At 45.0% G+C, this 15,164-nt stretch carries 11 protein-coding genes; 7 read left to right on the plus strand and 4 right to left on the minus strand.

The genetic code is table 11. From position 1 onward, the window contains the following. Positions 1-9 precede the first annotated feature (9 nt). The 4 genes from BACINT_RS08405 to BACINT_RS08420 all read left to right on the plus strand — a co-directional run bounded on the left by BACINT_RS08405 (position 10) and on the right by BACINT_RS08420 (position 4,237). Positions 10-303, plus strand: a complete 294-nt coding sequence (locus BACINT_RS08405) for a PG0541 family transporter-associated protein (RefSeq protein WP_007662202.1) — start codon at positions 10-12, stop codon at positions 301-303. A 92-nt stretch (positions 304-395) separates the two neighbouring features. Beyond that, positions 396-1,769 (plus strand): SGNH/GDSL hydrolase family protein, encoded by a 1,374-nt coding sequence (locus BACINT_RS08410; RefSeq protein ID WP_044154958.1) that lies wholly within the window; start codon positions 396-398, stop codon positions 1,767-1,769. After that, entirely contained in the window at positions 1,723-2,769 is a 1,047-nt protein-coding gene (locus BACINT_RS08415; protein ID WP_370807819.1) for an SGNH/GDSL hydrolase family protein, read from the plus strand. Before BACINT_RS08410 ends, BACINT_RS08415 begins: the two co-directional genes overlap by 47 nt. Beyond that, positions 2,750-4,237, plus strand: coding sequence for an MBOAT family O-acyltransferase (locus BACINT_RS08420; protein WP_007662207.1), 1,488 nt, complete (start codon positions 2,750-2,752; stop codon positions 4,235-4,237). The genes BACINT_RS08415 and BACINT_RS08420 overlap by 20 nt, the downstream gene beginning before the upstream one ends. Here the strand turns inward: BACINT_RS08420 and BACINT_RS08425 are convergent. The 4 genes from BACINT_RS08425 to BACINT_RS08440 all read right to left on the minus strand — a co-directional run bounded on the left by BACINT_RS08425 (position 4,218) and on the right by BACINT_RS08440 (position 9,220). Next, the gene (locus BACINT_RS08425) at positions 4,218-4,823 is read right to left on the minus strand and encodes a hypothetical protein (RefSeq protein ID WP_007662209.1); all 606 of its coding nucleotides are present in this window, start codon (positions 4,821-4,823) and stop codon (positions 4,218-4,220) included. The two genes, BACINT_RS08420 and BACINT_RS08425, sit on opposite strands and share 20 nt — an antisense overlap. A gap of 12 nt (positions 4,824-4,835) precedes the next feature. Beyond that, positions 4,836-5,327 carry an RNA polymerase sigma factor gene (locus tag BACINT_RS08430; RefSeq protein WP_007662211.1) on the minus strand — a complete coding sequence of 164 codons (492 nt, stop codon included), beginning with the start codon at positions 5,325-5,327 and terminating at the stop codon, positions 4,836-4,838. Positions 5,328-5,500: 173 nt separating this feature from the next. Continuing rightward, positions 5,501-7,834 (minus strand): glycoside hydrolase family 20 protein, encoded by a 2,334-nt coding sequence (locus BACINT_RS08435; protein ID WP_007662213.1) that lies wholly within the window; start codon positions 7,832-7,834, stop codon positions 5,501-5,503. Between the two features lie 549 nt (positions 7,835-8,383). Continuing rightward, on the minus strand, positions 8,384-9,220 hold the full coding sequence (locus BACINT_RS08440; RefSeq protein WP_007662217.1) for a helix-turn-helix domain-containing protein: 837 nt from the start codon (positions 9,218-9,220) through the stop codon (positions 8,384-8,386). Positions 9,221-9,392: 172 nt separating this feature from the next. Here BACINT_RS08440 and BACINT_RS08450 point away from each other — a divergent pair, with 172 nt between their 5' ends. The 3 genes from BACINT_RS08450 to BACINT_RS08460 are packed head-to-tail and all read left to right on the plus strand — an operon-like array spanning position 9,393 to position 15,079. Then, complete coding sequence (locus BACINT_RS08450) at positions 9,393-10,511, plus strand: efflux RND transporter periplasmic adaptor subunit (protein ID WP_007662220.1); 1,119 nt, start codon at positions 9,393-9,395, stop codon at positions 10,509-10,511. A 3-nt stretch (positions 10,512-10,514) separates the two neighbouring features. Continuing rightward, positions 10,515-13,718, plus strand: coding sequence for an efflux RND transporter permease subunit (locus tag BACINT_RS08455; RefSeq protein WP_007662221.1), 3,204 nt, complete (start codon positions 10,515-10,517; stop codon positions 13,716-13,718). Beyond that, complete coding sequence (locus BACINT_RS08460) at positions 13,715-15,079, plus strand: efflux transporter outer membrane subunit (protein ID WP_007662222.1); 1,365 nt, start codon at positions 13,715-13,717, stop codon at positions 15,077-15,079. The genes BACINT_RS08455 and BACINT_RS08460 overlap by 4 nt, the downstream gene beginning before the upstream one ends. Positions 15,080-15,164: the final 85 nt, after the last annotated feature.

Genomic DNA, 15,164 nt, shown 5'->3' on the forward strand with positions numbered 1-15,164 from the left:
CAAAAAGATATGAAATCCGTATTTATAACATTTGACCAGGCGTTCTTCGAGCGCATCATGGCGTTACTTGATCGCCAGGGGTGCCGTGGATTCAGCTATTGGCAGCAAGTACAGGGACGTGGCAGTAAGACGGGCGAGCCGCACTATGGAAGCCATGCATGGCCCAGTATGTGCTCTGCTATTATTACTATTGTAGACGAAGCTAAAGTAGACCCGTTGCTCGATGCACTTCACCGGATAGACGAGGAGACCCAGCAACTCGGTCTCCGGGCATTTGTCTGGAACATTGAGAAGACGATATAGTTGTGAGGAAGAAAGGGAAATCTTACAAAACGTGAAGATTTCCCTTTCTTTTTATGTCTTTTCCCTATCTTTGCAGCTCCTTTATGGGCAACATGGAAAAGAATTATCTGAAATATACTTGCATTTGGGCATTGATTATATTGGCGGGATTGTTACTGATGTACTTCCTGCCCGGTTTTACGGTAGGTGAACACGTGATGAGGCGTGTCGACTTGCTGGGTGACGTGCGTACTCAGAAAGATATTGCGGAAGAACCGGACAGTTTGCTTCCGCCCCCGCCGAAGGTGAAACCTGCTTTTGTCGATACTTGTCGTGCAGGTATGACGTGCATTGAAGACTACAGTGATTCTACTCTGCGCGGCATGACACCTTTTTACCGGGCTTTGGATGAATTGGCACAGCGCCCCCGTCAGGTGCGTATTGCCGTTTTCGGAGATTCCTTCATTGAAGCGGATATTCTTACTGCGGATTTGCGCAATATGTTGCAGGATAAATATGGTGGTTGCGGAGTAGGTTTTGTTACCATTACTTCTATGACCAGTGGATTCCGTCCTACCGTGCGCCACTCGTTTGGTGGTTGGCAAAGCCATTCTGTAATGGATTCTACTTTCTTTGATCGTAAAAAGCAAGGTATTTCCGGACATTACTTTGTTCCCCGTTTGGGTGCTTATGTGGAATTGAAGGGACAAAACAAATATGCTTCCCATCTGGATACATGTGAACAGGCTTCTATCTTCTTTTATAGTAAAGGAGAAGTCACCCTTTCTGTGAATGTCAATCGGAATGAAAAGCAAACCCGTACTTTTCTGGCTACAGATGATTTGCAGGAAATGCAAGTGGATGGAAATATCGGTTCTGTCCGTTGGACGGTTGATGAGGCGGATTCTACCTTATTTTATGGTTTGGCTATGGATGGCAAAAAAGGAATTATCTTGGATAATTTCTCTTTGCGCGGCAGTTCGGGCTTATCCTTGCGTTCTATTCCTGTGTGGATGATGCACGAATTTAATGAGCAGCGTCCTTACGATTTGATTATCTTGCAATATGGATTGAACGTTGCTACTGAACGTGGGCGGAATTATGACAAATACATTGCAGGTATGCAGACTACTATTGATCATTTGAAGGATGCATTTCCACAAGCAGGTATCTTGATAGTCAGCGTAGGTGACCGGGATTATAAGACGGAAGATGGCACTCTACGCACAATGCCCGGCATTAAAAATCTGGTGCGTTACCAACAAAATCTGGCGGCAGATAACGACATTGCTTTCTGGAATATGTTCGAAGCAATGGGAGGAGAGGGAAGCATGGCGAATCTGGTACATGCCAAGCCTTCTTTGGCGAATTATGACTATACGCATATTAATTTCCGGGGAGGTAAGCACCTGGCAGGTCTACTTTATGAAGCGCTTGTGTATGGAAAGGAACAGTACGACAGGAGGAGGGCTTATGAAGCGGAATAATAGAATAAAAATCGTATTGGAGGTTTCAAAGGCATATTTTTCATTCGTAGATAACACGGATAACGCAGATTTTAAATATAAGAATCCGTGTCATCCGTGTTATCTGCGGATGAAAGATCTTTTTATCACAACTTTGTTTCTTCTGTGCTTTTTTCCTCTTCATGCCCAGGACCCTATTCCATCCTGTCCTCTTATCTGCAAAGTCACAGTAAATTGTGACACGCTCTGTTCCTATTCCCAGCGTACGGATACTGTTGCTGTTCCTCAAATAGCTTTTCCTTCCGGCTTTCAGCAACTTGGTGAAAATGAGTTGACGGATAGCCTTGGCATCCTCAATCCTTTTTGGGAAAAGTTGCGTCTGTTACATGCCGGCTTTTCTACAGATACCATCCGTATCGTGCATATCGGTGACAGTCATATCCGTGGGCGTATTTTGCCCCGTACTACCGGAACGCTGCTGACAGAAACTTTTGGTGCTATCTCTTATACCGATATGGGTATCAATGGCGCTTTTTGTATCACCTTTACCCGTCCCGACCGTATTTCTGATATTGCCGCCCTGCATCCTGACTTGGTTATACTTTCTTTCGGAACGAACGAAAGCCACAACCGACGTTATAACACCTTGTTGCATTACCGACAAATGGATGAACTGGTGCGTATGCTTCGCGACAGTCTGCCCAATGTACCTTTACTGATGACAACTCCCCCCGGTTCCTACGACAGTTTCCGGAAAAGTCGCCGCCGCCGCACCTATTCCATTAATCCCCGTACTGCAATTGCTGTAGAAACCATGCGTCGCTTTGCTGATGACAACGGTCTAGCCGTGTGGGATATGTACGAAGCGGTGGGAGGGAGACAGCGTGCTTGTCTGAACTGGCAGGAAGCAAAATTGATGCGTCCGGATCATGTACATTATCTTCCCGAAGGATATGTGCTGCAAGGCGAATTGTTTTATCAAGCTCTTTTAAAAGCCTATAATGATTATGTGGGATATTGACTTTAACCGTCTGCGAGACGTATTCGTTTATGACCCGCAAGCGCCGATGATATTCAGTAGCGGCATTTTCTTGTGGTTGTTTGCAGCATTTATATTGGTTTATCTGCTGTTGCAACGCCGTCTGACTGCACGCTTGTTGTTTGTTACCGCATTCTCTTATTATTTTTATTATAAAAGTAGCGGAACTTACTTTTTCCTGCTGGCACTTGTCACGGTTACCGATTTCTTTATTGCCCGTCTTATGGCATCCTCCTCTGTGCGTTGGCAGCGCAAGGTGTGGGTGTTAGTGAGTCTTGTTATCAATCTTGGCCTGCTTTGTTATTTCAAATATACCAATTTCCTGGGAGATGTCTTCGCTTCGCTGGTAGGTGGTACGTTCCACCATTACGATATATTCCTCCCTGTGGGTATTTCTTTCTTTACTTTCCAGTCACTTAGCTATACCATCGATGTTTATCGCAAAGATATAACCCCTCTTACCAATTTGCTGGATTATGCTTTTTATGTATCTTTCTTCCCGCAATTGGTGGCAGGCCCTATTGTGCGTGCCCGTGATTTTATCCCACAGATACGCCGCCCTTTGTTCGTATCCCATGAGATGTTCGGAAGGGGGATATTCTTGATTGCAAGCGGTTTGTTCAAGAAAGCGATTATTTCGGATTATATCAGTGTGAACTTTGTAGAACGTATTTTTGATAATCCTACGCTCTATTCCGGAGTCGAGAATCTGATGGGTGTTTATGGATATGCTTTGCAAATCTATTGCGATTTCTCAGGTTACAGTGATATGGCTATCGGAATAGCTTTGTTGTTAGGTTTTCATTTTAATAAGAACTTTGACTCTCCTTATAAGTCGGCCTCTATTACGGAGTTTTGGCGGCGTTGGCATATCTCACTTTCCAGTTGGCTGAAAGATTATCTTTATATCTCTTTGGGTGGAAACCGGAAAGGAAAAATCCGTCAGTATGCCAACCTTATCATAACCATGTTTTTGGGTGGTTTGTGGCATGGTGCTTCCTGGAATTTTGTCATTTGGGGATTGTTCCATGGCATTGCTTTGGCGGCACATAAATTCTGGATGACGTTGACCGGAAGAAAGAAAGGGGAAGAAAGCCACGGCATCCGCCGTTTCTTTGGTATACTTATCACATTCCACTTTGTTTGTTTCTGCTGGATATTCTTCCGCAATGCGGACTTTTCCACTTCATTGGATATGATCAAACAGATCTGTACCACTTTCCGCCCGCAACTTTTTCCGCAATTGATTGCAGGCTATTGGGAAGTGTTTGCACTGATGGCATTGGGGTTCTGCCTGCATTTCTGCCCCGATCGTTGGGAGAATGCTTGTTGTAAAACAGTGATCCGCCTCCCCCTGATGGGAAAGGCGGTTCTGATGCTTGCTTTAATTTACTTGGTAATCCAGATGAAGAGTACGGAGATTCAGCCTTTCATTTACTTCCAGTTCTGATAGTCTCACTCTCAAACTCTTTCAGTTCTGCCAGTCCTTGCTCTACTTCTTTGATTTTTTGTTCGTGCAGCTTCAGTTTCGTATAACTGTAGATGCAGCCTATAATCATTACTGCCAATACAGGTAGGAAAGCGTAGGGATTGGTAATTTTACTCTCTGAAATCATAAAGATTATTACGGAGCCAAGGCCGAGAATGGTACCGTACTTCTTGTTATAGCTATAGAATTTTCTATATTTCAGGACTGTACGGGTCAACTCATTCACTTTCATATAATTCAGCTTAAACTTGGATAAACTATAAAGGATTACTGATTGAAAAAGCAAAGCCAAAAACATTACAGCTTCCAGAAGTATGAATGAACTCTGTTTCATATTGATTCCCAGAAATCTGTTTGCGGGCAGTACAATCAGGGCGACGAGCAGGAGGATATAAAGTCCCCGTAGTTCTTGATTATAAATACAGTCATAAGCAGATTTTGTTTTACTTGCAACCATTTCTTCAATGATCCTCTTGTTCAATATCTCATTCTGTTCCAAACGCTCGTTCAGGACATTCCAACTATTTTTCATTTCATCTAAATTCATTATTCGTCAATTTTAGGAGTTAGACATGTTTTTCAAATTCTCTTTGATGCGATAGAGTTTTACGGCCACATAATTCTTGGAGATCCCCAATATATCAGCAATTTCCTGATGACTCCGTTCTTCAAGCCAAAGCAAAATCAGCGCGCGCTCCAGTTTGCCCAGCATGTTTATCATGCGATAAAGTTCACGGAGTTGGGATGTCTTTTCTTCTTCATCGGCAAAGGCTGATTCCAGATCGATAGTGATGGGAACCACAACCGGCCTTGAATTGGATTTGCGGAAAAAGGATATACAGGTATTCAATGCAATCCGATAAACCCAAGTAGATGTTTTGCACTCGCCCCGGAAGCGAGGAAAAGATTTCCATAGATTTATCACGGTCTCTTGATACAGATCATTAAGACTGTCGCTGTCTGTGGCATAAATATAGCAGACCTTGTAGATAATCTGTTTATACTCTGTCACAAAGTCAACGAATTGCTTTTCCAACTTTCTAGTGTCCATAATTTAACTCTTTACTTCATTAGTCGCATGACAGAGTATTCGATTACAAGCTTTGAGAATAATTATTCAGATACGAATTGAGCGAATTATATGGATTTGCAATTAAATGAATCCGTATAATCCGCTCAATCAGCGTTATGAGAAATGATACTGAGTGGTCTTCCTGTATTTTATCAGTCCACCTCTATTTCATCAATGAACATATAAGCTGCTTTTCCTTCGCCTGCATGTCCTTTCGGCAAGGCAGGGCTACGCTTGATAACAACTTTCACATACCGTGCTTTTACCGGATCGAAAGTTATCTCATAGTTTTCCACACCCTTCTTATCAATGTTTGTTTCTGCCGGAATATCTTTAGCGGCTACTTCGCGGAACTCTTTGTTATCGTCAGATATAGAGACTACCAACCCTGTGCTTCCCATAATCCAGGCACTCATATCAACAATGGCATTCGTAGCTACCTGCTTGATTTCTGATTCCTGCCCTAGGTCGATGATGGCTTCCACATTACCACCTACAAAACCTAACCAGGCTCCGGTGGCATAGCTATCATTCCCCTTCATACCGTCTACCAAGGTGATAGCACCTCCGAATTTATACTTTTCCGAAGGTTGGAAAGTCAGCTCGATAGGACAATATGTAGCTTTATTGAAAGAAATTTTCTTATTCACCACTTTGCTCTTTCCTTCCGGGCGGATAACCACTGCTTGGAAATCTGCTGTTTCGGTAATGGAAACAGGCTCTGTATATTTCAATGAAGCTGTGGTCGGTTCTGTTCCATCTAATGTATAATAAATAGGAGCGTCATCAATGGTACTCAATGTAACTACTACCGCTTTCTTGGTAACGTCCGGCGTGAAGTCAACCTTCAGATCAAATACATGCTTAGCATAGTTGAAGCCATCTCTTTGATAGAACTTCATCAAGCGGGCCAGACGTTTAGTGAAATCTTTGAAATCCTTCTTTTCAGGTTGCGTCCATTGTACTTCGGCAAGGGCAGCCATACGGGGCAATACCATGTATTCTACGTGTTCGGAGGAATGGATATACTCTGTCCAGAGATTGGCCTGGGCACCGAGAATATGCTTGCTTTGTTCTTCGGTAAGAACTGCCGGTACGGGTTCCAGACTATATACCTTTTCGATGGGCACATACCCGCCGATACCGAGCGGTTCATCCTTTGTGTCTGCCGTCTGATAGTAGTCGAAATAGCAGAAAGAGGTCGGAGTCATGATAACATCGTGTCCCAGTTGTGCAGCTTTGATACCGCCTTCCATACCGCGCCATGACATTACGGTTGCGTTAGGAGCTACGTCACCTTCCAATATTTCATCCCAACCGATGATCTGGCGTCCTTTGCTATTCAGGAACTCTTCGATGCGTGTCATGCAATAACTTTGCAGACGATCTTCGGCAGTATGGTTCTTATCCGCTTTCAGCCCTTCTGTTTTGATACGTGCCTGGCATTTCGGGCATTTTTCCCAACGGGTACGCGGAGCTTCGTCACCACCGATATGAACATACTTCGACGGGAAGATCTCAATGATTTCACTCATTACATCTTCCAGGAATTGCATCGTCTGGTCGTTACCAATGCAGAGCACATCTTCAAATATGCCCCAACGCGGGCATACTTCGTACGGACCACCCGTACATCCCATTTCGGGGTAAGCGGCTAATGCGGCAAGCATATGTCCGGGCAGGTCTACTTCCGGAATTACCGTAATGTAACGTTCCTGTGCATATTTCACGATTTCTTTCGCTTCTTCCTGGGTGAAGAAACCACCATACGGCGTATTGTCATACTCCTGTGTGTTTCTTCCGATTACCGTACGACTGCGCTGGGAACCTATTTCCGTAAGTTTCGGATACTTCTTAATCTCGATACGCCAGCCCTGATCGTCCGTCAGGTGCCAGTGGAAAGTATTCATGTTGTGCAGTGCCAACAAGTCTATATACTTCTTCATGAATTCTTTTGGGAAGAAATGACGTCCTACGTCGAGGTGCATACCGCGGTAACTGAAACGCGGTTCGTCCTTAATTTCACCTGCCGGTATCAGGATGGTTGCTTCTTTGGCTTCGGCGGGAATGGATTTGCGTAAAGTCTGGATGCCATAGAACACTCCGTTTTCGGTTTGTCCGTTGAGGTTGATACCCTCGGGGGTGGTAGTCAGCACATAGCCTTCCTTGTTTGCAATGCTCGGATCGAGTCCCAGTACAATTGCATTTTTTACTTGTTCTCCTGCTGCGATGGCCTTTGTTTTCGGTGCATAGTTCGTGGCTTGTTGGATGTACTCCGACAGGAACTCAGCATTGCGTTGCAATAAGGCATTGTTTTCCGGATAAGCGATGAGAACATTTTCGTTCAGTTTGAACGGGTTTTCTTGGGTTAAGCTTACCTCTTGGGGGAGAGGTATCACTTGGTAGTTAGCTTCTTTCTCCGCGGTACACGAAGCGCATGCCAAGGCGAGAGCACCTGCAAGAAGTGCGTGGTTAAGTTTTCTCATGGTGTTAGTATTTAATTGATTCGTGTACAAAGTTATCAAATAAATGCTAAAAACCTATACTAACCAGTTGTATTGTTTTGTTTTCTTACAGTGTAAGAGGGTTTTGTTCATGTTGGAATAAAAAGGAATAAAAGAGTGATAATGTGGTAAGGTGATAAAGTGGCTGCGCTATATATCAAAGAGTCTTATCCCGCTATCACCCTATCACACTTTATTCATACCCCTCCTATAATGAATGAGAGGTAACTAATGGATTTCTTATTAGCTTATTGATAATCAACTAATAGCATTTACCGACGGCTTGCTATAGGATGTAAAAGCATTTACCGCCGTATGTAACGGCCTTTACCCCTTATTGTAACGGCCTTTACCTCGGTATGTAACGGTCTTTACTTCGGCATGTAAAGGGAGTTACCGTGTGGGGTTAACAAAGTTACCATTTGGAGTAAACTGAACTTCCATGAAAGGAAACAACCGTGTACTTATAAAGGTGAAGTAAGATAACTCATATCGGGATGAAAAGGGAACAAGTTGTACCAATAAGTTTCATTATATTCTTTTTGCCCTGTATTCCTTTGGTGACATCCCCGTATGCTTTTTGAAGTACCGCCCGAAGAATGACTGGTCGGGAAAATTATACCGGTCGGCTATTTCTTTCAGTGAGAGATTGGTGGATTGCAGGGAGACTTTAATCTCTAGTGTGAGGAACTCGTCAATAATTTCTTTTGCGGAAATCTGACCTACCTCTTTAGTAATGGCAGAAAGGTAGCGTGTAGAAATACAAAGCTGCTCGGCATAAAAGGCTACATCCCGTTGTGCGGTACAATTGGTGTGTACCAGATGAATGAACTTTTTGAACAGCTGCCCTTTCCGGTTACCTCCTTCCAATTGTTCTTTGGTGAAATATCGCTGCACCTTATCATAAGTATCCAGAAAGAATATTTGAAGCAGGTTCTGGGCAATGCTCTCGCGGAACTGATTTTCTCTGTCGGCATAGATGGCAGCGCTTGCATCTATCATTCTCAGAATGGGGCGTATTGTTTCGGGTCTGGTATGTGTATAACAGGAGTTTTCTTTCATAAAATGCATGAATGCCGGGTCCAGGCGGAAACACGCCACCCTCATCATCTCACCCGAATAAGCGAAATAGTGTATCTGGAAGTCTGGGCTGGCCGATCTCAGTGAGAGAATGGAACCGGGCAACAACATGATATTCGTATTGGGTATAATGTGATGCTTCTCCAGATCTATGGTGATTTCCGCCTCTCCGCCGGAACAGAACATAAGGACTCCGTTTGTCAGTTTGACGAGCCGGTTGTGGTAAAACTCCAGGTTATCGCTTCCGGATCTGAAGGATTCTGCTTTCGTAGTTAATAATGGATTCATACTTTATCTTTTTAAAGTTTTGCTGGAACAAAGGTAGAAGTTCTTTTTGGAATGTTAAGCAAACCGTTCCGAAAATGAACAAAGGAGTGCGACAAATGAAACAAGTTGTTGTTCAAAAACGGCATACCTTTGCCGCCGACATAACAAAAGATGTTTTTAAAAAGATTGTAGTATGACAACAAAGAAGAGATTGATTAGACAGATGATGACATTCATTTGTGGAGTAACATTGGTAGCATGCGGACAAGCTCCTACCGTGCAGACCAGTTCTGAGTATGAGGTGATGAGAATCACGACATCCGACAAGGAATTGCAGACGACCTATTCAGCGAGTATCCGGGGAAGACAAGACATTGACATTTACCCGCAGGTGTCCGGTTTCCTGACTAAACTTTGTGTGGAAGAGGGTCAGGCAGTCCGCAAAGGACAAGTCTTGTTTATTATCGACCAAGTGCCTTATCGTGCGGCTTTGCAGACTGCCGAAGCCAATGTGGAAGCGGCACGTGCAAGTGTAGCTACGGCTCAACTGACGTATGACAGTAAAAAAGAATTGTTTGCCCAGAACGTGATTTCCGAGTTCGATTTGCAGACATCTTATAATAACCTGCTGACGGCGAAAGCACAATTGGCGCAGACGGAAGCGCAACGTGTAAGTGCCGCCAATAACCTTTCTTATACGGAAGTGAAGAGTCCTGCCGATGGTGTTGTAGGCACTTTACCCTATCGTGTGGGTGCTTTGGTCAGTGCCAGTCTGCCTAAGCCATTGACTACGGTTTCCGATAATTCTGATATGTACGTTTACTTCTCGATGACAGAAAACCAGTTGCTGGATATGACGCGCCGCTACGGTTCCAGGAGTAAAGCACTGGAAGAAATGCCTGCTATTGGACTGATTCTGAATGATAAATCTACCTATCCTTCACAGGGTAAGATTGAAACAATCAGTGGAGTTATCGATACTTCTACCGGAACTGTCAGCCTGCGTGCTGTATTCCCGAATAAAGAAGGATTGTTACAGAGTGGGGGAGCCGGCAATGTAGTGGTTCCTGTTCAAAAACGGAACTGTATCGTTGTTCCGCAAGCGGCTACTTATGAAGTGCAGGATAAAGTGTTCGTATTTAAAGTAGTAGATGGTAAAGCACAGTCTGCTCCGGTGGAGGTGACCCGTGTGAATGGTGGAAAAGAGTATATTGTAGACAAGGGTTTGAATGTGGGTGATGTAATTGTGGCCGAAGGCGTAGGTTTATTGCGCGAAGGTACACCTATTCAAGCTAAAGAAAAGGAGGATTAATCCATGAATCTGAGAACATTTATTGAACGCCCGGTATTTTCGGCAGTCATTTCTATAACGATTGTCATTCTGGGTATCATCGGGTTGTTTACCCTACCCGTCGAACAATATCCTGATATTGCTCCGCCTACCGTTATGGTAAGCACCACGTACTACGGTGCCAGTGCGGAAACTTTGCAGAAGAGTGTTATCGCTCCGTTGGAAGAAGCTATCAATGGTGTGGAAGACATGACCTATATGACGTCTACCGCTACCAATGCCGGTTCGGTATCTATTACCGTCTATTTCAAACAGGGAACCGACCCGGATATGGCTGCCGTTAATGTGCAGAACCGCGTATCCAGAGCTACTGGACAGCTTCCGGGAGAAGTTACTCAGGTAGGTGTGACCACTATGAAGCGCCAGACCAGTATCTTACAGATGTTTTCATTGCATAGCTCCGATAATTCGTACGATGAAAACTTCCTTGCCAACTACATGAGTATCAACTTGAAACCGCAGTTGCTGCGTATTGCAGGTGTGGGCGATATGATGATTATGGGTGGTGACTACAGTATGCGTGTCTGGATGAAGCCTGATGTGATGGCACAGTACAAACTGATTCCGTCTGACGTGACGGCAGCACTTGCCGAGCAGAATATAGAATCGGCTACCGGTTCGTTCGGTGAAAATTCGGACGAAACCTATCAATATACCATGAAGTATAAAGGCCGTTTGATTACACCGGAGGAATTTGGTGAAATCGTGATCCGTTCTACGGAAGACGGTGAAGTGCTGAAGTTGAAAGACATTGCAGATGTGGAACTGGGTAAGGAAAGTTATGCCTACAAAGGCGGTATGGACGGTCACAATGGTGTTTCCTGTATGATATTCCAGACGGCCGGCTCCAATGCTACGGAAGTAAACCAGAACATCGACAACCTGCTGGACGAAGTACGCAAAGACCTGCCGAAAGGTGTGGAGCTGACACAGATGATGAGTTCCAATGACTTCCTGTTCGCTTCTATCCATGAGGTAGTAAAGACTTTGATCGAGGCTATCCTTCTTGTTATCCTGGTGGTATATGTATTCTTGCAGGATATCCGTTCCACATTGATTCCGTTGGTGGGTATCATCGTGTCACTGATAGGTACCTTCGCTTTTATGTCCGTTGCCGGATTCAGTATCAATCTGATTACCCTGTTTGCATTGGTACTTGTGATCGGTACAGTGGTGGACGACGCCATAGTCGTCGTCGAGGCGGTACAGTCGAGGTTCGATGTCGGGTATAAGTCTTCTTATATGGCAAGTATCGACGCTATGAAAGGTATCAGTAATGCGGTTATCACCTCTTCACTGGTATTTATGGCGGTGTTCATCCCTGTATCGTTTATGAGTGGTACGTCCGGTACGTTCTATACGCAGTTCGGTTTGACAATGGCGGTTGCCGTAGGTATCTCAGCTATTAACGCTTTGACACTGAGTCCGGCCCTTTGCGCTCTGTTGCTGAGACCTTATATTAATGAAGATGGTACGCAGAAGAATAATTTCGCCGCCCGTTTCCGTAATTCGTTCAATGCTGCTTTCGATGTGGTGGTAAGTAAATATAAGAATGCGGTACTATTCTTTATCAAGCGTCGCTGGTTGTCATGGTCGTTGCTGGTTTGTTCCGTTGTATTGTTAGTACTCCTGATGAATTCTACGAAGACCAGTCTGGTACCTGATGAAGACCAGGGTGTATTGTTCGTTAACGTAAGTACGGCTCCAGGTAGCTCACTGAAGACTACGGATGATGTTATGCTTCGTATAGAAGAACGCTTGGAAGCTCTTCCGCAAAAGTTACATATCCAGAAAGTAACCGGTTACGGATTGCTTTCCGGACAGGGAAATACATTCGGTATGATTGTTGTGAAGCTGAAACCCTGGGATGAACGTACGAAGAAAGAAGATCAGGTGCAGGCTGTCATCGGACAGATTTATGCCCGCACAGCAGATATCAAGGATGCCACGATCTTTGCAATTGCTCCGGGTATGATTCCGGGTTATGGTATGGGTAATGCGCTCGACCTGAATGTACAGGATAAGTTGGGCACGGATGTGAACACTTTCTTCCAGACTACCCAACAATACCTGGGTGCTTTGAACCAGCGTCCCGAAATCTCCATGGCTTATTCTACTTTTGATGTGCGCTATCCGCAATGGACTGTCGAGGTAGATGCTGCTAAATGTAAACGTGCCGGCATTACTCCGGATGCAGTGCTTTCCACACTTTCGGGTTACTATGGCGGACAGTATGTATCTAACTTCAACCGTTTCTCAAAGGTATATAGGGTTATGATACAGTCTGGTCCTGAATACCGCATGGATGAGACTTCGTTGCACAACACCTTTGTGCGGATGGCAAACGGTGAGATGGCTCCGCTGAGCCAGTTCGTTACACTGACCCGTAGTTATGGTGCCGAGACTCTGAGTCGCTTCAATATGTATAATTCCATAGCTGTGAATGCCATGCCTGCCGAGGGATATAGTACGGGTGATGCCATTCGTGCCGTGAAAGAGACAGCAGAAATCAGCTTGCCGAAAGGTTACGGTTATGACTTCGGTGGTATCACACGTGAAGAGAACCAGCAGAGTGGTACGACGGTAATTATCTTCGGTATCTGTATTTTGATGATCTATCTTATCCTGAGTGCGCTTTATGAAAGCTTCATCGTTCCGTTTGCAGTTATTCTTGCGGTTCCGGTAGGTCTGATGGGTACGTTCTTGTTTGCCAAGATAGCAGGATTGGAGAATAACATTTATCTGCAAACAGGTTTGATTATGTTGATCGGTTTGCTTGCCAAGACAGCCATTCTGTTGACGGAATATGCTGCCGAGCGCCGAAAAGCAGGCATGGGATTGATTGCTTCCGCAGTCAGCGCAGCCAAAGCACGTCTTCGTCCTATCCTGATGACTGCACTCACCATGATCTTCGGTCTGTTCCCGCTGGTGGTAGCTACCGGAGTAGGTGCTAACGGTAACCGTTCGTTGGGTACGGGTGTAGTAGGTGGTATGACCATCGGTACATTGGCATTGCTTTTCATCGTTCCGGCTTTGTTCGTCACCTTCCAGTGGTTACAGGAACGTCTTCGTCCGGCTCAGTCCATGCCTACCAAAGACTGGCAGATTGAGGAGGAGATGGAAGTGAGTAAGAAAGAAATAGAAGAACATCAATCAAAAGAAAAATGAAGAAACAAATCATCACTTTAGCTGTCGCAACCTTGCTGTTGAGTAGTTGCGGCATCTATACCAAATATGAACGTCCCGAAATCAAGACCGACGGACTTTACGGGCAGGATGTAGAGGTGGAAGACACCACCTCTATCGCCTCTCTCTCCTGGCGCGAGTTGTTTACCGACCCGCAACTACAATCTCTCATTGAGCATGCACTGCAAGGCAACACCGACTTGCAGTCCGCTCAGTGGCGCATCAAAGAAGCGGAAGCCACTCTGTCATCCGCCCGTCTGGCCTATCTGCCTTCTTTTATGTTGACTCCGCAGGGAGGTGTCAGTAGCTTTGATAAATCAAAAGGTTCCTGGACATATAGCGGTATAGCATCCGCCAGTTGGGAAATTGATATTTTCGGTAAACTGACCAATGCGAAACGCCGTGCGAAAGCTTTGTACCTTCAGAGCCTGGAGTACGAACAAGCTGTCACCACTTCGTTGATAGCCAATGTGGCAAATATGTATTATACCTTATTAATGCTCGATGCACAATACAACGTCTCTGCCGAAACTGCCGCCAAATGGCGTGAGAGCGTGAAGACAATGCGTGCCATGAAAGCAGCAGGTATGACGGATGAGGCGGGAGTAGCCCAGACCGAAGCAAACTGTTATATGGTAGAAGCTGCTTTGCTCGACCTTAAACAGCAAATCCGTGAAATCGAGAATTCGCTTTCTATTTTACTGGGTGATGTGCCTGACGCTATCGAACGTGGAAAGTTACAGGGACAAAGCTTCCCGGAAGAACTTACCGTTGGCGTTCCTTTGCAGTTGCTCTCCCGTCGTCCCGACGTGAAGAGTGCGGAACTTTCGTTGGCACAGGCCTTTTATAGTACCAATGCGGCTCGTTCGGCCTTTTATCCTTCCATTACTTTGGGAGGTACGGCAGGTTGGACAAACTCTGCCGGAAGCATGATTATCAATCCGGGCAAACTGTTACTCTCCGCAGTCGGTTCACTGACACAACCTTTATTTAATAGAGGATTGAACATGGCACAGTTGAAAATAGCCAAAGCCCAACAGGAAGAAGCTAAGCTTTCTTTCCAGCAGGCTCTGCTGAATGCAGGAAGTGAAGTGAACAATGCCCTTACCCAAGTGCAGGTGGCTCGTGGCAAAACGGAGTTGCGCGACGGACAGATCACTTCATTGGAAACCGCAGTCCGCAGCACGCAACTGTTAATGAAACATGGTAACTCCACCTATTTGGAAGTACTTACCGCCCAGCAATCGTTGCTCTCTGCCCAACTGACGCAGATAGCCGACCGCTTCGATGAGATACAGGGAATTATCAATCTCTACCAGGCTTTAGGTGGTGGCAGGGAATAAAGAATAAATCAATACTCTCTCTTCTCTCGTTTCTTCATCCCCTTTTATCCTTCACGATGTGGAGTGGTGAGAGGGGATATTTTTA

This window comes from Bacteroides intestinalis DSM 17393, assembly GCF_000172175.1.
Lineage (GTDB): Bacteria > Bacteroidota > Bacteroidia > Bacteroidales > Bacteroidaceae > Bacteroides > Bacteroides intestinalis.